A 22,954-nucleotide genomic window follows, 5' to 3' on the forward strand; every position below is an offset into this window, starting at 1 on the left:
TTCGGCCCCCTTTTTGCTGCGATGGCGGCTCTCAGATCGCTGCTTGATTGACGCGCCGGCTCAGGGCTTCGGCGCTTTCCTTGCGTTCGCTGTAGCGATCTACCAGATATGGCGCCACGTCGCGCGTGAGCAGCGTGAACTTCATCAGCTCTTCCATCACATCCACGATGCGGTCGTAATAGGCCGAGGGTTTCATGCGTCCCGCTTCATCGAACTCCTGGTATGCCTTGGCGACCGAAGACTGATTTGGGACGGTCAGCATCCGCATCCAGCGGCCCAACACGCGCATCTGGTTAACGGCGTTGAAGGACTGCGATCCACCCGACACCTGCATCACCGCCAACGTCTTGCCCTGTGTCGGGCGCACCGCGCCGACCGACAGAGGAATCCAGTCGATTTGGGTCTTCATCAAGCCGGTCATGGCACCGTGGCGCTCGGGCGAACTCCACACCATGCTTTCGGCCCATTGCACCAGTTCGTGCAGTTCCCTGACCTTTGGGTGATCGTGAGGCGCGTCATCCACCAACGGCAGGCCCGAGGGGTTGAACATCCGTGTCTCACCGCCGAGCGCGCTCAGGATGCGTGCCGCTTCTTCGGCAGCCAGGCGGCTGAACGAGCGTTCGCGCAGCGAGCCGTAAAGCAGCAGGAAGCGCGGCGCGTGGGTGGCACGCTCGGGTGCCATCAACCGCTGGGCATCGGGTTGCTGGAACAGCGCGGTGTCGATATTGGGTAGGTCGATTCTGGATTCAGACACGGCGGCCTTCCGCATTCACGACGGCTTCGCCGTCTTCCTTGCTGAATGCACCGCGCTGCGGCTGGGGCAGGATGCCCAGCACCGCTTCCGAAGGTCTGCACAGCAGTGTGCCCAGCGGCGTGACCACGATGGGGCGGTTGATGAGGATGGGGTGCTGGAGCATGAAGTCGATTAAATGTTCGTCGCTCCATTTGGAGTCATCCAGGCCCAATTCCGCATAAGGTGTGCCTTTCTCGCGCAGCACCGCACGCACTGGCACGCCCATCGCGGCGATCAGCGTTTTCAGCGTCTCGCGGTCGGGCGGTGTTTTCAAGTATTCGATGATGGTCGGCTCTTCGCCGCTGTTGCGAATCAAGCCCAGCACGTTGCGCGACGTACCGCAGTCGGGGTTGTGATAGATGGTGATCTGGCTCATGCCATTGCCTCGGTTCAGGGATTCGTGGGGTTGGCGGAATACATGCTGGCGCCCTTGAGCCGCCACCGGCGGCCCAACCGCAAGGCGACATGCACCAATAGGATGAGCACCGGCACTTCCACCAGCGGCCCGATCACCGTGGTGAAGGCGACAGGCGAAGCCAGGCCGAACGACGCGATAGCCACGGCGATGGCCAGCTCGAAGTTGTTGCCTGCGGCAGTGAAGGCGATGGCGGTGGTGCGTGGGTAGTCGGCCTGGATCAGCCGGCCCATGAAGAAACTGATGAGGAACTGGATCACGAAGTAGAGTGTCAGCGGCACGGCAATCTTTAGCGCGTCCATCGGCAGGCGCACCACGTCGGCACCTTTGAGGCTAAACATGGCCACGATGGTGAACAGTAGCGCCGCCAGCGTGATGGGGCTGATCCGCGGCAGGAATGCACGCTCGTACCAGTCCTGGCCCTTGCGTCGAATCAGCGAGCGCCGGGTCAGGTAGCCGGCCAGGAACGGGATGCCCAGGTAAATCAGTACCGCCTCGGTGATCGTCCAAAAGCCCACGTCGATGACGCTGCCTTGCAGGCCGAACACAGGCGGCAGCACCGACAGGAAGAACCAGGCGTAGGTCGAGAAGAACAGGATCTGGAAGATCGAATTGAAGGCGACCAGGCCCGCGACGTACTGGTTATCACCACGCGCCAACTGGTTCCACACAAGCACCATAGCGATGCAGCGTGCCAGTCCAATCAGGATCAGGCCGGTCATGTATTCCGGCTGGTCGCGTAGGAAAATCACCGCCAGCACGAACATCAGCACCGGCCCGATGATCCAGTTCTGCACCAGTGACAGCAGCAGCACGCGCCGGTCGGCGAAGACCTCGTGTAGCGTCTCGTAGCGCACCTTGGCCAGCGGCGGGTACATCATCAGGATCAGGCCGATGGCGATCGGGACGTTGGTCGTGCCGATCGAGAGCGCATTGAGCGCATCGGGCAAGCCGTCGAAGAACGTGCCCAATGCAACACCCAGCGCCATCGCGGCGAAAATCCAGACGGTGAGATAGCGATCCAGGAAGGACAGGCGCGATGGCGTGTTCAGCATCGAATGCCCGCTTTGGGGACTGTCGTGATTCATGAGGTTTTCCTGTTTGCCAAAGCCCGCAGACGCTCCACTCCCACCGGCTCTTCGGTCAGAAGCGGCACGACAGCATGGCGTCGGGCATGTTGTGTGGCCACGGCGTCGATTTCCCGCAACTCGTTGCGTGCGCGCTGGCGCAGCAGCGGGGAATGCGGATGTGCGGCCGCCACGCTGTTGTTAACGATCCAGGCCCACGGCTCGATGCCCGCGCGGCGCAGGTCGTCTTGCAGGTTGGCCGCTTCCAGCACGGGCGTGGTTTCGGCCAGGGTGACAATGAGCACCTTGGTCTGCTTCGGGTCTTGCAACTGCATCATCGGCGTCGTGAAGTGAACGCCCGTCTCACCCATCTGCCGGGCGATGTCGCGGTGGTATGCGCCGGTGGCGTCGAGCAGCAGCAAGGTGTGGCCCGTGGGCGCGGTGTCCATCACCACGAACTTTCTGCCCCCTTCGCGGATGGCACGGGAGAATGCCTGGAACACCGCGATTTCCTCGGTGCAGGGCGAGCGCAGGTCTTCTTCCAGCAAGGCGCGGCCTTCGGCATCGAGCTGCGCGCCCTTGGTGTCCATCACATGCTGGCGATAGCGTGTCGTGGCTTCCTGGGGGTCGATGCGGCTGAGAGCCAGATTGGGAAGCGAACCTTCCAGCGTGTCGGCCAGATGCGCAGCCGGGTCGGAGGTGGTCAGATGCACGGGCAGGCCCCGGCCCGCCAGCTCCACGGCAATGGCGGCGGCCAGCGTGGTCTTGCCCACGCCGCCTTTGCCCATCACCATGACCAGACCGTGCCCATCGGCAGCGACTTCATCGACCAGGGCGGACAAGTCCGGTGCATTGATCTGGTCGGGCAGCTCGATGGCATCGGCGCCATACGTGGCGTCGGTATCGACCAGCAGGTGGCGCAGAGCGTCGAGGCCCACGAGGTTGAACGGCTTGAGCGCGATCTGATCCCGAGGCAACGCCTGGAGGACAGACGGAATGGCGGCCAGCGTAGCCTGCTCTTTTTCGTAGATGGCAGCGGCAAGCGTATCGGTTTCGGCCTCACCGGCAGGGAATACGCCGTTGATGACCAGGTGTTGCTGCGACAGGCCGATAGCGGCCAGTTCTTCATGGGTGCGGGCCGCCTCGCGCAGCGTGGGGCGCTGCGCACGGGCAACCAGCACTAGACGAGTGCGTAAGGGATCGGCCAACGCCTCTACCGCAGCCTTGTACTGACTGCGCTGTTTTTCCAGGCCCGCCAGCGGTCCCAAGCACGACGCATCGCCTTTGCCTGCTTCCAGAAAGCCACTCCATGCGCCCGGCAGTTGCAGCAGGCGGATGGTGTGGCCGGTAGGGGCTGTGTCGAAAATGATGTGCGCGTAATCCTGCGTCAGCGCCGCATCGGTCAGCAGGGCCGTGAACTCATCGAAGGCGGCGATTTCCGTGGTGCAGGCACCCGACAGGGATTCTTCGATGCCATCCACTACCGCATCGGGCAACACGCCTCGCACTGGGCCGACTATGCGGTCACGGTACGCTTGCGCGGCTGCCTGCGGGTCGATTTCCAGTGCCCATAGATTCGGCACGGCGGCAATCGTCGTGATGTGGTTTCCGATGCGTTCGCCGAAAACCTGCCCCACGTTGGAAGCCGGGTCGGTACTGACGAGCAGGACACGCTTGCCCTGGGTCGCCAGTTGCACGGCCGTTGCGCAGGCGATGGAGGTTTTGCCGACGCCCCCTTTGCCGGTGAAAAACAGGAAGCGAGGCGGCTGGGTCAGGAAGTGCATGGGATCTCCTTGTTCAGCAGCAGCGGCCGCCAGAGCAGCAGGCGTTTTGGGCTGGCGAGGCTTCGGGCGCCTCGATGCCTGCCAAGCGGGTCAATTCGCTTCGGCTGGGGTAGCGGCCGGCCAAGGCCACCTCACCATCGACCAGAACCAGGGGCAGCGCCTCTTGGCCCGAGCGTTGTAAAAAGCCTTTCACTGTCGGGTTTTCGGCGAAAGCGAGGGGTTGCTGTGCCAGGTTGAAGCGTTCGACCTGAGCACCGTTTTGCTTGGCCCAATCCACATCGGCGGCGAAGTTCACCAAGTTTTGATCCACTTCAACGCCACATACGCCGGTGCTGCAACATAGCGCCGGGTCGAAAATCTGGATGTTTGGCATGGGGTGTCCTTTCAAATTGGTTGTTGATGAAGTGACGCTCTTCACTCTTGGCCGATGTTTCGCAACTCGCGTTGCAGCGACATGGCGTCCAGGCGTTGCAGTGGCAGCGAGAGAAACAGCTCGATGCGGCGGCGCAAGATCAGCGCGGCATCCTTGAACGCTTTGAGTCGTTGTTCTTCGCTGCCTTCGACGGCTGCCGGATCGGGCACGCCCCAGTGAGCCGATACCGGCTTGCCCGGCCAAAACGGGCACGCCTCGCCGGCGGCGTTGTCGCAGACGGTAAAAATGAAGTCGAACACCGGCGCCCCCGGCGCTACGAACTCATCCCAGCTTTTGCTGCGGTAGCCAGTCGTTGGCATGTGCAGCCTCTCCAGCGTGGCGAGCGCCAGCGGATGCACTTCGCCCTTGGGCTGGCTACCTGCCGAGTACGCCCGAAAGCGCCCTTGGCCCAGTTCGTTGAGGATGCCTTCGGCGAGGATGGAGCGTGCGGAATTGCCCGTGCAGATGAACAGTGCGTTGTATGTGGCCTTTGTGGTCATGGTGTGCTTTCTCAACAGCAGGAAGAACGGGGGCTTGCTGTGCAGCAAGCCGGTGCGGTGATCGGTGTCGTGACTGAGGCCGCCTCATGGAAGACCGGGATGCTGCCTAACGTGTGGAAGTGCTCCCAGGCAATACCCTGCGGATCGGTGACCCAATGCTTCTCGCTGCGTGCGTAGCAGCAGGTGGTCGTGCCTTCGTCGAGCAACTCCATGTCGGCGGCTTGTGCGCGGAGTTTCAAGGCGGCCAGTTCCTCGGCGTCGTCAGTCTGGATGCCCAGGTGGTCGATGCCCGGCTTGTTGCCGCGCGTGGAGATGGCGAAGTTGACCGGCGGGTCTTCGAGCATCCACTTCGCGTAGTCGCCTTCGACGCGCGCAGGCTGCGCCGCGAATAGTTGGGAATAGAAGCCGATGCTGCGGTTCAAGTCATCGACGTGCAGGTGGACGTGGAAGCGCTTCATGGAGAGTTCCTTTCAGCAGGAGGCACAGGTGGAGGGAGATTCAGTGACTTCGCATACGCCGCCCTGGCAGCAGTGCTCGGTCATGTAGCCAAGCAGACTGTTCATCTGCGCGAAGTCGGCGCGATAGATCAGGTTGCGCCCTTGCTGTTCGATGGTGACGAGGCCAGCGTGAGCCAGCTCCTTCAGATGGAAGGACAGAGAGTTGCGGGCCACGTCGAGCTGGTCTGCCAAGACGCTGGGCGTCAGCCCCTCGGGGCCTGCGACGACCAGGGCGCGGAACACGCGCAGGCGTTGGGTGTGGGCCAGGGCACCGAGGGCGGAAACAGCTTGATCTTCGTTCATGGTTCGATAATACAACATTTATTGAATCATTGCGCAAGAAACCAGCAAACAGAACCTCGTGGCGCCCCGGCGTGCCGCCGTCGGGTTCGCGGGCTGTGTCCCGCGCTTCGTGTCGAATCACGGCCATCCGGCTATGCCCCCTGGCGCCTCCGACCTGGGTGCTCTGCTCGCCTAAAACCGACGCATATGGAGGTGCAAGGGAGGCGGTCTTGCTGTTCCCTTCATCGTGCCACGGCGTGCTCGCCGTCAAGGGCTGCGCGCCGATGGCGCTTGCGTCCTGGCGGCCGTCGTTGACCCCTGACTGCTTGCGCTGCGCCGTGCCCCGGAAGGGTCGGGCAATTCCGCCCGGCAACCCTTCAGGAGTTCACCATGAACAACGCACTCATCACTGACGAGCAGCGCATCGTGCTGCTGGCCAACGGCCGCGAATCCTTGGAGAACCCGGACTTCGATCCGGCCCCCGTGGTCAAGCTGTTCACGCCGGACGCCGGCGCGACCTGGCTGCTGACCGAGATTGATCCCGACGACCACGACCACGCCTTTGGTCTTTGCGACCTGGGCCTGGGGGCGCCGGAAATCGGCTGGGTCAGCTTGGGCGAACTGGCGACGGTGCGCGGCGGGCTGGGCCTGCCGATCGAGCGCGACCTGTCTTTCCGCGCCGAGAAGCGGTTGAGCGCCTACGCACGCGATGCGCGTCTGGCCGGGCGGATCGCTGTCTGACTCGGCCCTGGGAGCGCCGCAAGGCGCTCCTTGTGCTTTCTCAACCTTTGCAGGAGATCCATGCCATGAGCAGCCATCACGACTACATCATCGAAATCACGGCGCAGCACGATGCGCTCAAGCCGTTTGCGCCGGAGAACGGCCAGCCCTTGCGCTTCAAGATCGGCGACGCGGTGATCTACACCAACGAGTACGGCGCACAGTTTCGGCGCCGCGTCACCGGGTTCTACCAGCCCACCGAGCCTTCGGGGTTGTATGCGCGTGGTAGGCGCTACTACCTGAACTCGACTTCGCCGTGGATGCCGGTTGCAGAATCCAGCCTGCGCCCTGACGACTTGGCGTGATGCCTTCGCGCCCCTGACGGGGCGCTGCGCTTGCCTCCAGGGGAAAGCCCTGCGGGCCATCCCCGCCGCGCGATGCTTGGCGCCCCTCAAAGACCGCCGAACCGGCTACGCCGGATCGGCCAGACCGCAGCAATCACCGGCACAACTGGCTCTGCTTCCCGATGCTTGGCGAATGAGCTTGTGCATCGAGCCTTGAAATCCGGGCGTCCCCGGCCAAGAAACATGGCCGGTCGCGCTGTCGTGCTGCGCATCGAACCCCCTGCGGGGTTTTGCCCCTGACGGGCTTCCATCGTTCCCTCGCTCCGCTCGGCTGACGTCTCCGGCCCGGCTTCCAGCTTCGGGCCTGCGCGCTTCGCTTGCGTGCGGTTCGGCACAGAGGGATGGCCGTTGCCATGTGCAGCCGTCTTCCCTGACTTCATCACCTTCACCGCGACTGTAGCCCGCGCCCGTGTGCCGTCAAGGCGCGCAGGGCCGTGTCCTCGCTTCGCTGCGGGCCGCACCAACCCTGCGCTTGCCTCCTTGACGGCACCCGTTCGCGCGCTCCTGACCGTCGCGGGCGATGAACTCAGGAAAGACGGTGGCAACAGGGCCAACCGGGTTCCTCGTGCCGACCGCACCGAACAGCCGAAAGGCTGGGCTCCGAATCTAGGAATCCGGTGTGCGGTTTTCTTCAACAGCCTTTTCTTGTCAGGAGAAAGACCATGCAACTCGCATCCCGATTCGCTTCCCGTTCCCCTTCGCTGCGCAGCGATTACCCGCTGTCCGATGACCAGATTCGTCGCGTGGCCCCGTCCATCTTCGCGGATGCCCCGCATGAGAGCCGTTCCGAGCGGTACAGCTACATCCCCACCGCCACGGTGCTGACCGAACTTCGCAAGGAGGGATTTCAACCGTTCATGGTGACGCAGACCCGCGTGCGCGATGAAGGCCGCCGCGAGCACACCAAACACATGATTCGCCTGCGCCACGCCAGCCAGATCAACGGCGCGGAGGCTAACGAAATCGTGCTGCTGAACTCGCATGACGGCACCAGCAGCTATCAGATGCTGGCCGGAATGTTCCGCTTCGTTTGCAGCAATGGCCTTGTCTGCGGCGACACCGTGGCCGATGTGCGCGTGCCCCATAAGGGCGACGTTGCCGGTTCCGTCATCGAAGGCGCTTTCGAGGTATTGAGCGGCTTCGAGCGGGTGAAGGAATCCCGCGATGCCATGCGCGCGATCACGCTGGATGAAGGCGAGGCCGAAGTGTTCGCCCGTTCCGCGCTGGCCCTCAAGTACGACCCCACCGACAACAAGCCCGCGCCCATCACCGAATCGCAAATCCTGATGCCGCGCCGGTTCGACGACCGCCGCCCGGACTTGTGGAGCGTGTTCAACCGCACGCAGGAGAACTTGACCAAGGGCGGATTGCATGGCCGCAGCGCCAACGGACGCCGCCAGCAGACCCGCCCGGTGCAGGGCATTGATTCCGATGTGCGCCTGAATCGCGCCCTCTGGATGCTGGCCGATGGCCTGCGCCAGTTGAAAGCCTGATCCCCACGCGGCAGGGGCAGGCAGCAGCCCTTGCCGCTTTCTTCGCTGCTGCATTCCCTAACCGCAAGGAGTTTTCACCATGAACGCCATCACCCAAACCGAAGCCCGCGCCATCCAAGCCCCCGCGCTGGAAGCCGCCGACCCGACCAAGAACCTGATTCTGGTTCCGCTGTCGCGGCTGGTGCTGCGCCCCACGGGCCGCAACGTGCGCAAGACCCCGCGCATGTCCATCCCTGAACTGGCCGCATCCATCCAGCGCGTGGGCCTGCTGCAAAACCTGATCGTGATTGCATCCGCCGATGGCGAGCATTACGAAGTGGTCGCCGGTGGCCGTCGCCTCGCAGCCCTCAAGCTGCTGGCGAAGAAGCACCGTATCAGCAAGGAATGGGAGGTGCCTTGCCTGCTGGTGGCCGATGGCACGGCCCGCACGGCCAGCCTCACCGAGAACGTGCAGCGCGAAGCCATGCACCCGGCAGACCAGTTTGAAGCCTTCGCCGCACTGGTGGCCGAAGGCCGACCCATCGAGGACATTGCAGCGGATTTCAGCGTTACGCCGCTGGTGGTGCAGCGCCGCTTGAAGCTGGCGAACGTCTCTCCCCGCCTCATGGCCGACTATCGCGCCGATGCCGTGAGCCTTGACCAGTTGATGGCCCTTGCCATCACTGACGACCACACTGCGCAGGAAGCCGCGTTCTACGATGCCCCGCAATGGCAGCGCCACCCCTCGCACTTGCGCGAACGCCTGACCGAACGGGAAATCGACGCCTACCGGCATCCGCTGGTGCGCTTCGTCGGGCTGGACAGCTACGAAGCCGCAGGCGGCGGCATCCGCCGTGACCTGTTCGCCGAAGATGACGCAGGCGTGTATCTGACCGATGCCGCGTTGCTGGAACGGCTGGCGCAAGACCGGCTGGCAGGCATTGCCGCCAATGTTCGCGCCGAAGGCTGGGCATGGGTGGATGCCACGCCGGGAATGACCCATTCCGACCTGCACGCTTTCCAACGCGCACCGAAGGAGCGCCGCGAACCGAACAAGCGCGAAGCCGCACGCATCGAGAAGCTGCAAGCCAAGCTGCACGAACTGGCCGAAGCCGTGGATGCCGCGCTGGACGCCGAGGACGAGGACAAGGCCGACGCGCTGCAAGAGGAAGGCGAAGCCGTGGGCGAGCAATTGCAGGCGCTGGAAGATGGCTTGCAGGACTACAGTCCGAACGTGAAGGCCGCAGCCGGGGCTATCGTCACCACCGACCGCAATGGCGAAACCGTGATTCATCGCGGCCTGATGCGTGAGGCCGAAGCCAAGGCGCTGCGCACGCTGGAACGCTTGCGGCAGGGTTTCGGCGGCGAAGGCGAAGCCGGAAACGACGACGAAGGCGAGGACGACGAACAGCCCAAGATCGCCGCCATGTCTGACCGGCTGGCGCAGCGGTTGAGCGCCCACCGCACCGCCGCGCTGCAAATCGAAGTCGCCCGGCACCCGCAAGCCGCGCTGGCTGCCGTGGTGCATGGCATGGTGCAGACCATCTTGCAGGGCAGCCACTACGGCCACGACCTGCCGCTGGGCGTGAGCTTGAAAGTGCAAGACCGGCTGGAAGGCATGGCCCCGGACTGGCCGGAATCGCCCGCCGCCGTGGCACTGCGCGAACTGCAACAGGTGGCGGGCGAAGCCTTGCCGGAGGACAGCGCCGAACTGTTCGCCGCGCTGCTGGCGAAGCCGCAAGACGAACTGGTGCGGCTGCTGGCCGTATGCGTGGCTTCCACGGTGGACGTGGTGACGCCCCGCGCCACGGTGCAGCAACCCGGTGAGGAATTGGCGCAGGCCGTGGGCCTCGACATGGCCGCATGGTGGCAGCCGACCGCAGAAGGCTACTTCAAGCACGTTCCGAAAGCGGCGGTTCTGCAAGCCGTGGGCGAGTTCGCGCCGGAACACGTTACCCGGCTGGCGAAGTTGAAGAAGGCCGACATTGCCAGCGAAGCCGAGCGGCTGGCCGACGGCACGGGGTGGATGCCTACCATCTTCAAGCGCGAAGGACCGAAGGAGGAAGGCCCGGAGCATGACGCACCGGAGGATGCCGAAGCAATGGCGGATGAACCCACCGAGGTGCTGGCCGCTTGATCCGTGTCGAAGAAAAGCGCCCCGGCCTCGACCGGGGCGCTTCGCTGGAAAGAGAAGCTCCCATGACCCGCACCACCACCAGCCGCCCGCGCATGGCGACGGTCTATGCGCCTGGCACGGTACGCGCCCGCCAGTGGCACGGCGATGGCGACGTGCGCGGCTACCGTCCGCCCTCGGGTTGGACGGCCCGCGCCGACATCACCGACATTCACCCCATCACGGGCCGCGCCTTAGCGCGCGCCGTATGGTGGATCATCGAGACGAAGGAATAACCGCGATCAACACCGCGCCCAGGCCATTCCGTCCTGGGTGCGGTGAAAGCCAAATCCGGGCGCGGCAGTGGCCGCGCCCGGTGTCAAAGGCCAACAACCGATTCAGAACGCCGCCGCCTTCGCAGTGGCTCAGGCGGCGGCGTTGAAATGCGCGAGCGGCCTGCCCACGCAGCGCGCCAGTCAGGTTGCTGGCGTATGGCTGGCGTCCGTCATGTGCTGCAACTGGAGCACCCCCGCAGCATTTGCACAGGCGGGCACTTGACCGATCCGTAGGAGCAGAACACGCAGCAGTCTCCCGCCTTCGGCCGTAGCAACGCCTTGCACTGTTCGCACTCGTAGAAGAACTGGCAGGCATCGGTCGGCATGGTCTCGTGCCGGGCATGGCCGCAGTGCGGGCAGGTCAGCACCGACTCCAGTGTGGGCGTGCCGGTTGTCATTTGCGCAGCGTCGAAGGGTAGCCCGCGTCGGTGGTCGCCTTCACGAGCGTCGAGACTTGGGCCTGATCTGCGTCGAAGGTGACGATCGCCGTCTTCTTGGCGAAGTCGATCCTGACCTGGCTGACGCCAGGCACTCTCTCCAGCGATTTCTTCACCGTGACCGGGCACAGCTCGCAGGTCATGTTCTGCACATGGAGCGTGGTCGTCTGCGGCGTTGCGGCCAAGGCAGCGAACGGCGACAGCGCGACGAGCAGCGATGCGACTGATTTGTGCATGAGAGTTCCTTCAGAGAAACAAGGGTGCCAGCCAAGGCACCGACAACAAGGCGAGAAGCACCAGCGCGACGACCCAGAAGATCAGCCGCTGGCGCTTGAGAACGCTCGATTGGGCGCAGGCGGCGCCGGGCTCGCAGGCCGGTTGTTGAAAGTACAGACGGCTGAACGCCAGACCCACGAACAGAAACGTTACCGCAATAAACCAGGGCCGCAGCGGCTCCAGCGCAGTGAGGCTGGCGATCCAGGCACCACCGATGCCCATCATCAGCAGCACCAACGGCACCACACAGCACACCGAGGCGCCGATGGCAGCCAGTGTTCCGGCGACGAGCGAGTTCTTGAAGTTGAAGGTGGGCATGGGCGTGTACGAACGTCTTCGACACTTGCCACTTTAAACTCCGTACCATGCTACGGAGTCAAGGGGTTTGAGCCATGAGCGAGCTGACGATAGGGGGCCTGGCAGACGAGGCCGGCGTCAACGTCGAGACCATCCGCTACTATCAGCGGCGCGGGCTGATGCCGGAGCCGGACAAGCCGGCCCACGGGTATCGCCGCTACGATGCCACCACGGTCAAGCGCGTGCGCTTCATCAAGCGGGCGCAGGCATTGGGCTTCACGCTGGAAGAGATCGGCGGCCTGCTCCAACTCGACGAGGCCCATGCCTGTGCCGAAACGCGCGAACTGGCCTCGCACAAGCTGGCGGCAATCGAAACCAAGCTGGCCGACCTGGCGGCGATGCGCAAGGCGCTCACGACACTGCTGTGCCAGTGCGATGCGGGCGCGATGAAGGGCAACTGTCCCATCATCCACGCACTGGGAGCAGACTGACGCCTGCGGAGATTCGATTTCCACGCGATTACCTCTGCTGTCACTCTGCGTTCGGCCCTTTGCGGGGCGTCCAGAATGACTTGCGCGTGTCGGCGCGGTGCGCCACCGGGCTTTGCGGGCTGCGCCCCGTGCCGCCTTTGCCGTCACGGCCATTCGGCTTCAATCCCTCACGCCTTCGCGCCTGCGGCGCTGCGCGCTTCGCTTGCCTCCAGGAGAAAGCCCTGCGGGCTATCCCCGCCGCGCGCAGCTTGGCACCCCTCGATGCGGCCGAACCGGCTACGCCGGATCGGCCCGGCCAGCACCCCGCCGCAATGGACGGGGCGCTGGCGAACACGCTGAGACTTGCTGCGGCAGGTTGTGCAGATGCGTGCCGTCCTCAACGCTGGCAGCTCCTGCTCACCACGTCACGAAGGGCGGTTCACGGACAACCCGTCCGGCATCGCTATGGAGCTTCCACACCACGCCTCAAAACCGGCGCCGCTAGGTGCGGCGGGGGCGTTCTCGCCAGTCGTCGAGCGGTTGACGTGGCCCGCGTCAGCGGGCGAATCGGCGAAGCCTTCATGCGGGGATGCCGAGCCGGCCACATCTCCTTTCGGAGCGGTTCGGCCCAAGGCGTCCTTGTCTCGTTGTGAATCCTGGTGGTGGCACGGCTGCGCCTCGGGCTTCATGGCTGCCACCGTGCGGCGAAAACAATTTCCCCTCTGCTGCGCAGATTCCTCGCGGGACAAATTCTTTTCGCCTCCCGGCTCTCCACTGCGTTGCGACCGCAAGCGGTGCAGCCAGCCCGTCCCCCGCCGGCCGGATCACAACAAGGACGCGATGGGCGCGAACCTTGTTCCACCAAAAGGAGTTTCATCATGGCCAACATCGGCAGCTTCACCGCAGACAAAGACGGCTTCACCGGCACGCTTCGCACCCTGACGCTCAACGTCAAGGTCAAGCTGGCTCCCAACGACAAGGGGGACAACGAGAAAGCCCCGGACTTCCGCCTCCAGGCGGCCGGCCACGACATCGGCGCGGCGTGGAAGAAGACCAGCGAGGCCGGGCGGGACTACATCTCCGTGACCCTCGACGATCCTTCGTTCCCGGCCACGGTCTATGCCCGCCTGATCGAAGGCGAGGACGGCACGCACGACCTGATCTGGTCGCGCAGCAAGCCCCAGGCGGCATGACCGCCGCAGCGCCCCGCCCATCGCGGCGGGGCGCTGTGCTGTTTGCTCGTCCCGAATGTGGCAGCGGCAGGTAGTGGCCCATAGCGGGCTGCCTCTCCATGCTGGGAAGCGGTGTCTGCGGTCGGGGCATGGCGTGTCGGCGCGATGCACCGCCGGGCTTTGCGGGCTGCGCCCCGTGCCGCCTTTGCCGTCACGGCCATTCGGCTCCAATCCCTCACGCCTTCGCGCCTGCGGCGCTGCGCGCTTCGCTTGCCTCCAAGGGATCGGCGCAAGACCCGTCCCCGCCGCGCTGCACTTGGCGCCCCTGAAACACCGCCGAACCGGCTTGTGCCGGATCGACCGGGCCGGCGCCTACGGCTGGGCCGCTGCTGCGAGCTGACTTTCGGCCTCGCTCATCAGCACCGCCGTGCTGCATTCGAGCGCGCTGGCAATCTTGAAGATGATCGCCAGCGTGGGTATGTGCTCGCCGCGCTCGATCTTGCCCATGTGGGAACGCTCGACGCCGGCCAGGTGCGCCAGCGATTCCTGCGCAATGCCACGCTCCATCCGCAGCGCACGCACCGCAGCGCCGAAGGCGTGAGCCAACTCGGCGTCATGGGTGGTGGTGCCGGCTGGTCGGCCGGGCTGGACGGATCGCTTCTGCATAGACAGAAGCGTCGATTCGCAGCACAATTAAAACCACGTTATCTTTAACTCATTCTTTGAAATCCCACTGTTTTGCGCTTCTACAGAAATCCGCATTTATGGGTTTCAACAAAGGCGCGAAGTAACGGAACCACAATCGTGTTTATGCACAAATCCGCCGATACGGCTTTGCGCTTTCACGCTTTGGCGGATTCGTGCAGCCGGAGGGGATCGCCATGAATCCACTCATCACCGAGGACGACCGCGCGCGCCTGCTGGCCCACGGCCAGGCCCGCACCGCTGGCGAAGCCATCGACCCGGTGCCCGTGGTGCGGCTGTTCATGCCGGACGCGCACGTGACTTGGCTGCTGGCCGCGCTCGATCCCGCCGACGGTGATACCGCCTGGGGCCTCATCGACTTGGGGATCGGTATGCCAGCGCAAGGCACCGTCAAGTTGTCCGAGCTGGCTGGCATCGTCGGGCCGCGCAAGCAGCCCGTGATGCGCGACCTCTATTTCCGCCCTACGCGCACGCTGTCGGAATACACCCGGCTGGCCGAGCGCGACTGGGCTATCCCGGACTGAATACGACCTACTGTGACTTTTTCAGTCTGGTGTCAGACCGGGCAGGTCTCAATCGGCATTCTTGCGGCGTAGCCACGCCAGTCTGATCCAAATAGACATGATGCCGGGCGCGGGCTGCGGCAGGCTGGCCTATACCGCGTCCCAAGGTCGGGACGCTGCCGCCGCAGCATTGAGACGAATACCGCAACGCATCGGAGCCAATCGGTCTTGACAGCCCCATCCACTTTTTTGACCCATGACATTCTGACGATGACGATGTAGCGCGGAGTTCTGCCGTGGCGGCGAGTCCTGTTCGCAGGAGGTTGCGTCATGGTCGATCCCCATCACGTCGCGCATTGGTATCCGACCGCTGCGTACCTGTATGTCCTATGGCTGGATGCGCTCGCGCTGGCCTGGGAGTACCTGCGCAGACATCCCGACTACCGGCTCGACTGGCTGCGCCGTCATCGCCGGCCACAGGTGGCACAGCAGGCAGCGCATCGCTGGGGCTTGCGCCTGCTGGAAGACCCGACCTTGGATGCGCGCGACGCGCATCCGGTCTGGCTGCCCGGCCATGCCGCCGTGGTGCAGCTCTATCCCGATGCCGACCCACCGCCCGATGCCACGGCTTTCGCGTTCTGGAGCCTTCCGGGTCATAAGCAACTGCTCCACGACGGCAAGGGGCTGACGCTGATCGCGCGCAGCCCAGACCATTGCCAGCGCTACGCACTGGCACCCGGCCTGGAAGATGGCAAGGCCGTGGTCTATGCCCGCCGCGGCGGCGCTGCCGTGCCTGCGCGCGGCCATGCGCCCGACGCGGCACTGGCTGCCGCCAAGCCCAGGCCAACACCTGCCGCGCTGCTGGAGTTGCACACCTTGCAGGCGCTTGACGCGACCCTGGCGGGTGCGTCCTTGCGCGAGGTGGGCGAAGGGTTGTTTGGCGTGGAAGCCGTGGCCGACTGGTACAGCGATGGCGGGCTGCGCTCCAAGGTGCGCCGCCTGGCGCGTCGCGGCGATGCGCTGATGCGCGGCGGCTACCGCCAATTAGCACAGCTTCCGCCGCTTGAGAAGGGTCGTTCTGAAGACGACGCAAAACGACCCTGAGCAGGAAGGCCGCGTTTTCTGAGACTGCCTCCATCCGGTCGCGCTGTGTGGCCGGGCGCTTTCAACCGATGGAGGTTCACACCATGCGTCCCGCTCCCTTGCGGCCTGCCGCCACTGTCTCGACCGCTGCCGCGCAGCCCCAGCGTTATCTCACCAACGACGAAGCCGCCGAGTACCTGCGCCTGTCGCCGCGCACGCTGGAAAAGCAGCGCGTGATCGGTGGCGGCCCGCGCTTTCGCAAGTTCGGCAGGCGCGTCATGTACGCCGTGGCCGACCTCGATGCCTGGGCTGCCGACCGCAGCTTCGAGACGACCTCCGATCCCGAATACGCCGAGCACCACTCGGCCGACAGCCGTGCGCGCTGATCGGCGGCGCGCGGCAGGCCATCGCCATGTCCAGCCCTGCGCTGCCGTCCCGGCAGCGGCCGTTGCAAGAGCGCGAACAGCTCGACCTGTTCCGCGCCTTGCCGGGCGACATGGCGCCGCGCGACAGTCAGGACTTGATGGCCTATCCCTTCTTCTCGCTCGCCAAGTCCAAGCGGGTCAAACCCATCGACTTCCGCGCGGGCAACGTGACGATCCGCGTGGAAGGCACCGCCGAGCACGGCATCGCCACGATTTGGGATGCGGACATCCTCATTTGGGCGGCCTCGCAGATCGTGGAAGCGAAGGACGCGGGCCTGCGCCCGTCGCGGCTGATGCGGGTCACGCCCTACGAGATCCTGCGCTTCATCGGGCGCGGCAAGTCGCTGCGCGACTACCAGCGCCTCAAGGCCGCACTCGACCGGCTGCAATCGACCACGGTGGCCACGTCCATCCGCGAGACAACCGGGCGGCGTCTGCATCGGTTTTCGTGGATCAACGAATGGAAGGAACTGGCCGATGCCAGCGGCACGCCGCTGGGCATCGAACTGATCCTGCCGGACTGGTTCTATGCCGGCGTGCTCGACGCCGCCCTGGTGCTGACCATCGACCCGGCGTACTTCCGGCTGACCGGCGGCATCGAGCGGTGGCTGTACCGGCTCGTCCGCAAGCACGGCGGCAAGCAGGCATACGGCTGGCAGTTCGACTTCCGCTACCTGCACCAGAAATCCGGCAGCACCGCCAAGCCCTACGACTTCGCCTGCGACCTGCGCGCCCTGGTCGCGCGGCAGTCGCTGCCCGGCTACGTCCTGGGCATCGAGCGGATGCCGGACAACGGCATGGAGCTGCTGACGTTCCGGCCAGTGCCGCATACGGCACGGGGATAACTCCGGGAGAGCCTGTGAATGGTGTCGTGCTATCAGGCGTGCGGGGTATCGTGCTATCAGGCGTGGGACTATCGTGCTATCAGGCGTGCCGATCGGCCGCAAACCCGCGCCAGCATTGGGTTTGCGCGCCCTCTAACTTCCCTAACTTAATTTCTCTAACTTTTAGTAGGGCAACGCCGCTGCGGTGGACAACCACCACGCGGCCAGAAACGGCAGGTAATACCAGCCACCAGCCGACAGGTTTTGCAGACCGATCAAAGCAAGGCTTTCCAGCATGGAGGGCCACGCCATGATCGTCGCTCTGCTCAACCAGAAGGGCGGCGTCGGCAAGACCACGCTCGCCACACACATCGCCGGCGAACTGGCAATGCGTGGCCAGCACGTCATCCTGCTGGATGCCGACCCGCAGGGTTCATCGCTCGACTGGGCGCAGCGCAGAAGTCAGCAAGGCTTGCCACGGCTGTTCAGCGCCGTGGGCCTGGCACGCGAAACGCTGCATCAGGAAGCGCCAGAACTCGCCAGTCGGGCCGATCACGTCGTCATCGACGGGCCGCCGCGCATCGCCGCCTTGGCGCGTTCCGCGCTGCTGGCGGCCGAGCGCGTGCTGATCCCGGTGCAGCCCAGCCCCTATGACCTGTGGGCCAGCGCCGAGATGGTGGCGCTGATCCGAGAGGCGCAAGTCTTTCGGCCTGCGCTGCGCGCGGCCTTTGTCATCAATCGGCGCGTCAGCACCACCGTGATCGGGCGCGAGGCACGCCAGGCGCTCGCCGACCAGCCGCTACCTGCGCTGCGCGCGGAAGTGCATCAGCGCATTGTGTTCGCCGACAGCGTGGCCGCTGGCCGACTCGCCCGCGAAACGGCACCTGACAGCGCCGCCGCACGCGAAATCACCGCCCTGGTGGATGAACTGCTGCGGTGGCCGACATGACAGCGCAACCGTCACCACGCGCCAAGCGCGTCGGCATTGGCGCGCGTCCGCCCACGAATCCACACGCCGAGGCGTGGATTCGCCAGGGCGATGCCGATGCGCTGAACAAGGGCGACCTCTACACAGCCCGCCTGACCCTCGACATCACGCCCGCGCTGCGGGCGCGTATCAAGGTGTCGGCCTTCACGCAGGGCGTGACCGTGGCCGACTTGCTGCGCGGCCTGCTGGAGCGGGAGTTTCCCCCGGAGAAGATGCCATGAACGCATCCGCTTTACCTGCGGCGCACGCGGCCACGGCTGCGCCGCTGCGCGCGCCTTCGGTACTCGCTGGCCTCGTCGGCAGCGTGCCGCTGACGCGCGTTTCGCTGGCCTACATCGAACCGCAGTTCAAGCTCTACCTGCGCTTCGGCGAACCGGCACGCATGCTGCGGCTCGACCGCTGGCGGCGCTGCGCGGTGTTCCTGCCGGGCGCGATGTTCTGCCGCATTCGCTGGCAGGCCAACGACTACGGAACGATCCGCTGGCAGCTCATGGTGATGCAGGCTGGCACGCCGCTGGACGACGTGCAGCGCATCCCCGGCGTGCGGCCCGGCGCACGCCTGCTGCTGCACGCCGAAGGCGAGAACGCGGTGCGTGCCGTGCTCGAACGCATCGACGGCATCGGCGCGCAGGGCATCGCCGCCATCGACGTTTCGCCCGCGTACTGGCGCACGCTGGGCAACCGTCTGGCGGCCCGTCTGCCGCTGCCCGAATACACCGCCGAGCGGCACGCCGCTTGGCTGACCGGGAGGGCGCTGCCATGACGGTCCATTCCACTGTCGCACGCACGCCCGAAGCCGCGCCGCATCCTCGCTCGCGCCTGCGCGCTCGCATCGTGCTGGCTGGCCTGTCCGCCTGCGGCCTCGCTGCGCTGGCCTGGGCGGCGTTCGTGCAGCCGCTGCCGCGCCTGATCTACAACCCGTCCGACAGCGTGCCGGTCGGCTGGTATCGCGTGAAGCCGCTCGACCATCGGGCCACCTCGCTGCCACGTTCCTTGTCCGTGGGCAGCATCGTCTTGACCCTATTGCCTGCCGACGCTGCCGCGCTCGCTGCGCAGCGCGGCTACCTGCCGGCACACGTTCCGCTGCTCAAACGTGTGGGCGCGGTCGCGCCGCAACACGTCTGCATCGTCGCCGGTCAGGTACGCATCGACGGCGTGCCTACGGCCGCCGCGCTGCCTGCTGATCGGCTGGGCCGGCCGCTGCCATCCTGGCCGCATTGCCGCCCGCTGGCCGAGGGCGAGCTGTTCCTATTGAGCGTGACCAATCCGGCATCGTTCGACAGCCGCTATTTCGGGCCGGTCAGCGCATCCGTCCTGATCGGCGTCGCGCATCCGGTCTGGCTGGAGACACGCTCATGATGGCCGCCGATTCGCTGCACGTCACCGTGCATCTCATCGTGCCATCTGGCATGTCGTTCTGGATGCTGTTGCCATGTCGTCGCGCGTGCAGCGCGAACGCATCCGCGCCGCGCTTCGCGCAACATCCGGCGCAGCCGTCCAATGTGCAGGCGTCTTGCCTCGAACGCGCCCGGCCTGCGGCCATTGGCGCGCTCGCCGGCGCGCTAGCTGCAAGCAGCACAGCGCCGCCGGACCGCCGACACCCGGAGCGACAGCGAAGGGCAAAGGCGGAAGGCAAGACAAAAGGGGGCGACACCTGGCCGCCCGCAAAGCCAGTCTGCACGTGGGGGTGGCGCGGCACGGGGCGGCTTCGCCGCCGTGCCGCGTGGGGCGCGTGGCCCGCACCAATGCAGGCATGTCCGCGTGCTTCGCACGACCGGACACGCCGGGGCTTGCAGGGAGCGCGGCCATGACCGACCGCCGCGACGATGATTTCCGCATCCGCCCCAGCGCCCCGAAGAATCGGGGCCAAGGCTTCGTCTCCAAGGTGCTCAAGCAGACCGGCAAGGCCAGCAGCGGCAAGTCTTCGGTGCGCCGTCCCGGAGGAGCCGGCAAGGGTGCCGGAACCGGCCAGCGGCCCGGCTCGCGCCTGGGGCGCGGCCACACGGCCGCGCGCTTCGCGGGCGCAAAGCTGACGCCCATGTCGCGGCGCGTGACCATCAAGACGCTGCTGGTCAATCAACGCCAGGCCAGCCCGCAGTCGCTCGCCAAGCACCTGCGCTACATCGAGCGCGACGGTGTGGGCCGCGATGGCGAGCCGGGCCAAGCCTATGGGCCGCAGACCGATGCTGCCGACCTCGACGCCTTCAAGGAACACTGCGCCGACGACCGACACCATTTCCGCTTCATCCTCTCGCCCGAGGATGGCGCGGAACTGGAAGACCTGCGCACCTACACGCGGCACCTCATGGGCCGCATGGAGGCCGACCTGGGCACGGGCCTCGATTGGGTGGCCGTCACTCACTGGAACACCGACAACCCGCACACGCACATCGTCGTGCGCGGGCGCGATGACACCGGCAAAGACCTCATCATCGCGGGCGACTACATCGCCGATGGCTTCCGCCATCGCGCCGCCGAACTGGCGACCGAATGGCTGGGGCCGCGCACCGAACTGGAGATCCAGCAGACTTTGCAGCGCGAGGTCGAGCAAGAGCGATGGACGAGCCTCGACCGCACGCTGCAACGTGAGGCCGGCGATGATGGCCGAGTGCATGTCGAACGCCTCAACGAACCGCGGTTGCAACGTCAGCGCCTGCTGCTGATCGGCCGCCTGCAACGCTTGCAGCGCCTTGGCCTGGCCGACGAGCTGCGGCCGGGCACCTTGGCCTTCCATGCCGACGCCGAGAAGACCTTGCGTGCCCTGGGCGAGCGTGGCGACATCATCCGCACCATGCAGCGGGCCATGCGTGGCGAGCCGCGCGAGTTGGCGGTGTTCGAGCCGGGGGACGATGGCCGAACCATCGTCGGTCGCGTGGCCGCGAAGGGGCTGGCCGACGAGCTGCGCGACCGGGGCTATCTGGTCATCGACGGCGTGGACGGCAAAGCCCATTACGTCGCGCTCAATGCCCGCGACGAACTGGCGAACTATCCGACCGGCGCGGTGGTGGAGGTGAAGGGATCGGCTGACGTGCGCGCTGCCGACAAGAACATCACCGCACTGGCGAGCGGCGGCCTATACCGCACCGACCATCACCTGGCCGTTGCGCAGGGTCAAGCCGTGCCCGGCCGCGATCCGCAGGAAGTCGTCGCGGCCCACGTCCGCCGGCTGGAAGCCCTGCGCCGCGCAGGCATCGTGGAGCGCGTGGCCGAGGGGCTATGGAAGGTGCCGGACGACCTGGCCGAACAGGGCCGCCGCTATGACGCACAGCGCCTGGGCGGCGTGGCCGTGGAACTGAAATCGCACCTGCCCATCGAGCGGCAGGCCCGCGTGATCGGAGCCACCTGGCTCGACCAGCAACTGATCGCTGGTGGCTCGGGCTTGGGCGACCTGGGTTTTGGTGGCGAGGCCAGACAGGCGATGCAGCAACGCGCCGACTTTCTGGCCGAACAGGGGCTGGCCGAGCGGCACGGGCAGCGTGTGATCCTCGCGCGCAACCTGCTGGGCACGCTGCGCAACCAGGACCTGGCGCAGGTCGCCAAAGACATTGCGGCCGACACCGGCTTAGAGCATCGCCCGGTGGCCGACGGGCAGCGCGTGGCTGGCATCTACCGGCGCTCGGTCATGCTCGCCAGCGGACGCTACGCCGTACTCGATGACGGCATGGGATTTAGCTTGGTGCCGTGGCGGTCGGTGATTGAACAGCGGCTGGGGCGGCAGATCGCCGCGACGGTGCGCAGCGGTGGGGTTTCATGGGAAATTGGGCGGCGGCCTGGGCTGTCCCGAGGCTAGTCAGGCCGACCCCAACGATCCCATAAAATGGATTCAACGCAGTCCACTGCAATCCCAACTGGGGGGCCATCAACCCCGGGAGTAGAAACGCAGGCGAGCATTGCGTTCGGCAGGCGATTCGTTCTGCAATTCGTTGATCACCTGTGCTCGCGTCTTGCCAGAGCCTGCGTCGGGTGTGGGTGTGCCGATCGGGTAATTACTTTCACCGTAGGAAAGGCGGCCTTGCTGCATGGCAGCCTTGGTTTCCGCAATCACCTGTGCTCGCGTCTTGCCAGAGCCTGCATCGGGTGTGGGCGTGCCGATCGGGTAATTACTTTCACCGTAGGAAAGGCGGCCTTGTTGCATGGCAGCCTTGGTTTCTGCAATCACCTGTGCTCGTGTCTTCTCGCTCTTGAAGTGCTCCGGGTGAACGATGACTCCGGTTTCGTTGTTGGCAGGGTGCTCGTATGCGGCCGAAGCCATCCCCGGAAGGCCCAGGGCGGCCACTGCGGCCGCGGCGGCGATCATGGAGGAGAGGGAGAGGCGTTGTTGGGTCATGGTCAAAGCTCCTGACGAGGTTGGATGAAACTTGCATCTCTAATGCCTTGGGCGGGCGTTGAGGAGATGTGTTCATGGTAGAAACCCCTACCCAACAGAACCCAGACAACCCGATGACATTGTTGTCAGCTTCGGGGCTTGGCAACGCGATGCGGAAACACCAGAGCGAAGCAGGTTCGCCCCCTGGCCCGAGGTCGCCGTGACCTGGCCGGCATGGGCCTCGGCGATGGCCCGCGTGATGGGCACACCCAGCCCGGAGCCGTCGGAATCCGGATGGGCCCTGGAAGCATCGGCGCGGTAGAAGCGGTTGAACAGCCGGGGCAGGGTCTTGGCATCGATGTCGGCGCCGGTGCTTTCCACGGCTATTGGCCTATAGGCGCATTCCGTTGGATGAAGTTCTGCGCTTCCCATTGGCATTGGGTGACCCGGCAAACTGCGAAGGGTACGCGCGCCAAGTGGATCACTTCCAGCGCCAACAGACCGCGCTGGAACCGTTGATCGCGCACCGGGTGGCGACATTCGATGTCATGATGACACTGGTTTCCGTAGGGCTGGCCCTGGGACTGGTAGGCGCTGCGCGCATTGCATCCAGCCGCAGCAGTGAGGCCGGTATGCCGGGCATGGCTTGACAAAATCAACGTCGAGTTTTGACG

Annotated in this window: 28 protein-coding genes and 3 pseudogenes; 17 read left to right on the forward strand and 14 right to left on the reverse strand. The window is 65.4% G+C overall.

Features of this window, described 5'->3' with window-relative positions; translation table 11 throughout:
* Positions 1-31: 31 nt before the first annotated feature.
* The 8 genes from arsH to CBP34_RS11350 are packed head-to-tail and all read right to left on the reverse strand — an operon-like array spanning position 32 to position 5,789.
* Positions 32-754, reverse strand: a complete 723-nt coding sequence (arsH, locus tag CBP34_RS11315; protein WP_031668144.1) for an arsenical resistance protein ArsH — start codon at positions 752-754, stop codon at positions 32-34.
* Positions 747-1,169, reverse strand: coding sequence for an arsenate reductase (glutaredoxin) (gene arsC, locus CBP34_RS11320; protein ID WP_023083125.1), 423 nt, complete (start codon positions 1,167-1,169; stop codon positions 747-749). Before arsC ends, arsH begins: the two co-directional genes overlap by 8 nt.
* Positions 1,170-1,183: 14 nt before the next feature.
* A complete protein-coding gene (gene arsB / locus CBP34_RS11325) occupies positions 1,184-2,296 on the reverse strand; it encodes an ACR3 family arsenite efflux transporter (RefSeq protein ID WP_008643204.1) in 1,113 nt (370 codons plus the stop codon).
* A complete protein-coding gene (gene arsA / locus CBP34_RS11330) occupies positions 2,293-4,059 on the reverse strand; it encodes an arsenical pump-driving ATPase (RefSeq protein WP_041106937.1) in 1,767 nt (588 codons plus the stop codon). The genes arsB and arsA overlap by 4 nt, the downstream gene beginning before the upstream one ends.
* Positions 4,060-4,072: 13 nt before the next feature.
* The gene (gene arsD / locus CBP34_RS11335; protein ID WP_041106939.1) at positions 4,073-4,432 is read right to left on the reverse strand and encodes an arsenite efflux transporter metallochaperone ArsD; all 360 of its coding nucleotides are present in this window, start codon (positions 4,430-4,432) and stop codon (positions 4,073-4,075) included.
* Between the two features lie 41 nt (positions 4,433-4,473).
* Positions 4,474-4,971 (reverse strand): arsenate reductase ArsC, encoded by a 498-nt coding sequence (locus CBP34_RS11340; protein ID WP_023094599.1) that lies wholly within the window; start codon positions 4,969-4,971, stop codon positions 4,474-4,476.
* A gap of 11 nt (positions 4,972-4,982) precedes the next feature.
* Positions 4,983-5,429, reverse strand: coding sequence for an ArsI/CadI family heavy metal resistance metalloenzyme (locus CBP34_RS11345; RefSeq protein ID WP_041106942.1), 447 nt, complete (start codon positions 5,427-5,429; stop codon positions 4,983-4,985).
* 12 nt (positions 5,430-5,441) lie between these two features.
* Entirely contained in the window at positions 5,442-5,789 is a 348-nt protein-coding gene (locus tag CBP34_RS11350) for an ArsR/SmtB family transcription factor (protein ID WP_020203137.1), read from the reverse strand.
* Between the two features lie 351 nt (positions 5,790-6,140).
* Here CBP34_RS11350 and CBP34_RS11355 point away from each other — a divergent pair, with 351 nt between their 5' ends.
* The 5 genes from CBP34_RS11355 to CBP34_RS11375 all read left to right on the forward strand — a co-directional run bounded on the left by CBP34_RS11355 (position 6,141) and on the right by CBP34_RS11375 (position 10,755).
* Positions 6,141-6,491: a DUF2958 domain-containing protein gene (locus CBP34_RS11355; protein ID WP_017677011.1), complete on the forward strand. Its 351-nt coding sequence runs from the start codon at positions 6,141-6,143 to the stop codon at positions 6,489-6,491.
* 65 nt (positions 6,492-6,556) lie between these two features.
* The gene (locus CBP34_RS11360) at positions 6,557-6,835 is read left to right on the forward strand and encodes a hypothetical protein (protein ID WP_023094601.1); all 279 of its coding nucleotides are present in this window, start codon (positions 6,557-6,559) and stop codon (positions 6,833-6,835) included.
* Between the two features lie 701 nt (positions 6,836-7,536).
* Positions 7,537-8,367, forward strand: coding sequence for a DUF932 domain-containing protein (locus CBP34_RS11365; RefSeq protein WP_041106944.1), 831 nt, complete (start codon positions 7,537-7,539; stop codon positions 8,365-8,367).
* A gap of 79 nt (positions 8,368-8,446) precedes the next feature.
* Positions 8,447-10,483, forward strand: a complete 2,037-nt coding sequence (locus tag CBP34_RS11370) for a ParB/RepB/Spo0J family partition protein (RefSeq protein ID WP_094098080.1) — start codon at positions 8,447-8,449, stop codon at positions 10,481-10,483.
* A gap of 62 nt (positions 10,484-10,545) precedes the next feature.
* Complete coding sequence (locus CBP34_RS11375; protein ID WP_094098081.1) at positions 10,546-10,755, forward strand: hypothetical protein; 210 nt, start codon at positions 10,546-10,548, stop codon at positions 10,753-10,755.
* 209 nt (positions 10,756-10,964) lie between these two features.
* Here the strand turns inward: CBP34_RS11375 and CBP34_RS20055 are convergent, their stop codons facing one another.
* The 3 genes from CBP34_RS20055 to CBP34_RS11390 are packed head-to-tail and all read right to left on the reverse strand — an operon-like array spanning position 10,965 to position 11,825.
* The gene (locus CBP34_RS20055; RefSeq protein WP_080773470.1) at positions 10,965-11,192 is read right to left on the reverse strand and encodes a GDCCVxC domain-containing (seleno)protein; all 228 of its coding nucleotides are present in this window, start codon (positions 11,190-11,192) and stop codon (positions 10,965-10,967) included.
* Positions 11,189-11,467 (reverse strand): mercury resistance system periplasmic binding protein MerP, encoded by a 279-nt coding sequence (merP, locus tag CBP34_RS11385; protein WP_041111072.1) that lies wholly within the window; start codon positions 11,465-11,467, stop codon positions 11,189-11,191. The genes CBP34_RS20055 and merP overlap by 4 nt, the downstream gene beginning before the upstream one ends.
* A gap of 10 nt (positions 11,468-11,477) precedes the next feature.
* Positions 11,478-11,825 (reverse strand): mercuric transporter MerT family protein, encoded by a 348-nt coding sequence (locus CBP34_RS11390; RefSeq protein ID WP_041111070.1) that lies wholly within the window; start codon positions 11,823-11,825, stop codon positions 11,478-11,480.
* Between the two features lie 74 nt (positions 11,826-11,899).
* Between CBP34_RS11390 and merR the strand changes: the two genes are divergently transcribed.
* Positions 11,900-12,295 (forward strand): Hg(II)-responsive transcriptional regulator, encoded by a 396-nt coding sequence (merR, locus tag CBP34_RS11395; protein WP_041111068.1) that lies wholly within the window; start codon positions 11,900-11,902, stop codon positions 12,293-12,295.
* Between the two features lie 857 nt (positions 12,296-13,152).
* Positions 13,153-13,467: a DUF736 domain-containing protein gene (locus CBP34_RS11405; RefSeq protein ID WP_041111066.1), complete on the forward strand. Its 315-nt coding sequence runs from the start codon at positions 13,153-13,155 to the stop codon at positions 13,465-13,467.
* Between the two features lie 351 nt (positions 13,468-13,818).
* Here CBP34_RS11405 and CBP34_RS11410 read toward each other — a convergent pair whose 3' ends face one another.
* Complete coding sequence (locus CBP34_RS11410; protein ID WP_041111064.1) at positions 13,819-14,112, reverse strand: helix-turn-helix domain-containing protein; 294 nt, start codon at positions 14,110-14,112, stop codon at positions 13,819-13,821.
* A 215-nt stretch (positions 14,113-14,327) separates the two neighbouring features.
* Here CBP34_RS11410 and CBP34_RS11415 point away from each other — a divergent pair, with 215 nt between their 5' ends.
* The 9 genes from CBP34_RS11415 to CBP34_RS11465 all read left to right on the forward strand — a co-directional run bounded on the left by CBP34_RS11415 (position 14,328) and on the right by CBP34_RS11465 (position 21,764).
* Positions 14,328-14,675, forward strand: coding sequence for a DUF2958 domain-containing protein (locus CBP34_RS11415; RefSeq protein WP_041111062.1), 348 nt, complete (start codon positions 14,328-14,330; stop codon positions 14,673-14,675).
* 309 nt (positions 14,676-14,984) lie between these two features.
* The gene (locus CBP34_RS11420; RefSeq protein ID WP_041111060.1) at positions 14,985-15,758 is read left to right on the forward strand and encodes a DUF2285 domain-containing protein; all 774 of its coding nucleotides are present in this window, start codon (positions 14,985-14,987) and stop codon (positions 15,756-15,758) included.
* Between the two features lie 83 nt (positions 15,759-15,841).
* A complete protein-coding gene (locus CBP34_RS11425; protein WP_003107109.1) occupies positions 15,842-16,123 on the forward strand; it encodes a helix-turn-helix transcriptional regulator in 282 nt (93 codons plus the stop codon).
* A gap of 26 nt (positions 16,124-16,149) precedes the next feature.
* Positions 16,150-17,007, forward strand: coding sequence for a replication initiator protein A (locus CBP34_RS11430; RefSeq protein WP_041111057.1), 858 nt, complete (start codon positions 16,150-16,152; stop codon positions 17,005-17,007).
* A gap of 289 nt (positions 17,008-17,296) precedes the next feature.
* On the forward strand, positions 17,297-17,935 hold the full coding sequence (gene parA / locus CBP34_RS11440; RefSeq protein WP_041111085.1) for a ParA family partition ATPase: 639 nt from the start codon (positions 17,297-17,299) through the stop codon (positions 17,933-17,935).
* The gene (locus CBP34_RS11445; protein ID WP_041111083.1) at positions 17,932-18,195 is read left to right on the forward strand and encodes a hypothetical protein; all 264 of its coding nucleotides are present in this window, start codon (positions 17,932-17,934) and stop codon (positions 18,193-18,195) included. Before parA ends, CBP34_RS11445 begins: the two co-directional genes overlap by 4 nt.
* On the forward strand, positions 18,192-18,737 hold the full coding sequence (locus CBP34_RS11450) for a DUF2840 domain-containing protein (RefSeq protein WP_041111055.1): 546 nt from the start codon (positions 18,192-18,194) through the stop codon (positions 18,735-18,737). Before CBP34_RS11445 ends, CBP34_RS11450 begins: the two co-directional genes overlap by 4 nt.
* On the forward strand, positions 18,734-19,333 hold the full coding sequence (locus tag CBP34_RS11455) for a S26 family signal peptidase (RefSeq protein WP_041111053.1): 600 nt from the start codon (positions 18,734-18,736) through the stop codon (positions 19,331-19,333). The genes CBP34_RS11450 and CBP34_RS11455 overlap by 4 nt, the downstream gene beginning before the upstream one ends.
* A gap of 448 nt (positions 19,334-19,781) precedes the next feature.
* Entirely contained in the window at positions 19,782-21,764 is a 1,983-nt protein-coding gene (locus CBP34_RS11465) for a relaxase/mobilization nuclease and DUF3363 domain-containing protein (protein WP_094098083.1), read from the forward strand.
* A gap of 234 nt (positions 21,765-21,998) precedes the next feature.
* On the opposite strand, the pseudogene CBP34_RS20485 reads toward CBP34_RS11465, so the two are convergent.
* Both CBP34_RS20485 and CBP34_RS19430 read right to left on the reverse strand, forming a co-directional pair.
* Positions 21,999-22,301 (reverse strand): annotated as a pseudogene (locus CBP34_RS20485) (DUF4148 domain-containing protein); the annotation flags it as partial.
* Positions 22,302-22,426: 125 nt separating this feature from the next.
* Positions 22,427-22,661, reverse strand: a pseudogene (locus tag CBP34_RS19430) (ATP-binding protein); the annotation flags it as partial.
* 2 nt (positions 22,662-22,663) lie between these two features.
* Here CBP34_RS19430 and CBP34_RS19435 point away from each other — a divergent pair.
* Positions 22,664-22,897: pseudogene (locus tag CBP34_RS19435) on the forward strand (LysR family transcriptional regulator); the annotation flags it as partial.
* Positions 22,898-22,954: the final 57 nt, after the last annotated feature.

It is taken from the genome of Acidovorax carolinensis, from assembly GCF_002157145.1.
GTDB classification, from domain to species: Bacteria; Pseudomonadota; Gammaproteobacteria; order Burkholderiales; family Burkholderiaceae_C; genus Acidovorax; species Acidovorax carolinensis.

Coding starts and splice junctions, on each gene's coding strand:
- CBP34_RS11425 (WP_003107109.1), top strand. CDS start 15,842: ATGCGTCCCGCTCCCTTGCGGCCTGCCGCCACTGTCTCGACCGCTGCC.
- CBP34_RS11355 (WP_017677011.1), top strand. CDS start 6,141: ATGAACAACGCACTCATCACTGACGAGCAGCGCATCGTGCTGCTGGCC.
- CBP34_RS11365 (WP_041106944.1), top strand. CDS start 7,537: ATGCAACTCGCATCCCGATTCGCTTCCCGTTCCCCTTCGCTGCGCAGC.
- merR (WP_041111068.1), top strand. CDS start 11,900: ATGAGCGAGCTGACGATAGGGGGCCTGGCAGACGAGGCCGGCGTCAAC.
- CBP34_RS11445 (WP_041111083.1), top strand. CDS start 17,932: ATGACAGCGCAACCGTCACCACGCGCCAAGCGCGTCGGCATTGGCGCG.
- CBP34_RS11370 (WP_094098080.1), top strand. CDS start 8,447: ATGAACGCCATCACCCAAACCGAAGCCCGCGCCATCCAAGCCCCCGCG.
- CBP34_RS11350 (WP_020203137.1), bottom strand. CDS start 5,789: ATGTTGTATTATCGAACCATGAACGAAGATCAAGCTGTTTCCGCCCTC.
- arsA (WP_041106937.1), bottom strand. CDS start 4,059: ATGCACTTCCTGACCCAGCCGCCTCGCTTCCTGTTTTTCACCGGCAAA.
- CBP34_RS11415 (WP_041111062.1), top strand. CDS start 14,328: ATGAATCCACTCATCACCGAGGACGACCGCGCGCGCCTGCTGGCCCAC.
- CBP34_RS11410 (WP_041111064.1), bottom strand. CDS start 14,112: ATGCAGAAGCGATCCGTCCAGCCCGGCCGACCAGCCGGCACCACCACC.
- parA (WP_041111085.1), top strand. CDS start 17,297: ATGATCGTCGCTCTGCTCAACCAGAAGGGCGGCGTCGGCAAGACCACG.
- CBP34_RS11420 (WP_041111060.1), top strand. CDS start 14,985: ATGGTCGATCCCCATCACGTCGCGCATTGGTATCCGACCGCTGCGTAC.
- CBP34_RS11450 (WP_041111055.1), top strand. CDS start 18,192: ATGAACGCATCCGCTTTACCTGCGGCGCACGCGGCCACGGCTGCGCCG.
- CBP34_RS11430 (WP_041111057.1), top strand. CDS start 16,150: ATGTCCAGCCCTGCGCTGCCGTCCCGGCAGCGGCCGTTGCAAGAGCGC.
- CBP34_RS11455 (WP_041111053.1), top strand. CDS start 18,734: ATGACGGTCCATTCCACTGTCGCACGCACGCCCGAAGCCGCGCCGCAT.
- CBP34_RS11375 (WP_094098081.1), top strand. CDS start 10,546: ATGACCCGCACCACCACCAGCCGCCCGCGCATGGCGACGGTCTATGCG.
- CBP34_RS20055 (WP_080773470.1), bottom strand. CDS start 11,192: ATGACAACCGGCACGCCCACACTGGAGTCGGTGCTGACCTGCCCGCAC.
- arsD (WP_041106939.1), bottom strand. CDS start 4,432: ATGCCAAACATCCAGATTTTCGACCCGGCGCTATGTTGCAGCACCGGC.
- CBP34_RS11405 (WP_041111066.1), top strand. CDS start 13,153: ATGGCCAACATCGGCAGCTTCACCGCAGACAAAGACGGCTTCACCGGC.
- CBP34_RS11345 (WP_041106942.1), bottom strand. CDS start 5,429: ATGAAGCGCTTCCACGTCCACCTGCACGTCGATGACTTGAACCGCAGC.
- CBP34_RS11390 (WP_041111070.1), bottom strand. CDS start 11,825: ATGCCCACCTTCAACTTCAAGAACTCGCTCGTCGCCGGAACACTGGCT.
- merP (WP_041111072.1), bottom strand. CDS start 11,467: ATGCACAAATCAGTCGCATCGCTGCTCGTCGCGCTGTCGCCGTTCGCT.
- CBP34_RS11340 (WP_023094599.1), bottom strand. CDS start 4,971: ATGACCACAAAGGCCACATACAACGCACTGTTCATCTGCACGGGCAAT.
- CBP34_RS11465 (WP_094098083.1), top strand. CDS start 19,782: ATGACCGACCGCCGCGACGATGATTTCCGCATCCGCCCCAGCGCCCCG.
- CBP34_RS11360 (WP_023094601.1), top strand. CDS start 6,557: ATGAGCAGCCATCACGACTACATCATCGAAATCACGGCGCAGCACGAT.
- arsB (WP_008643204.1), bottom strand. CDS start 2,296: ATGAATCACGACAGTCCCCAAAGCGGGCATTCGATGCTGAACACGCCA.
- arsC (WP_023083125.1), bottom strand. CDS start 1,169: ATGAGCCAGATCACCATCTATCACAACCCCGACTGCGGTACGTCGCGC.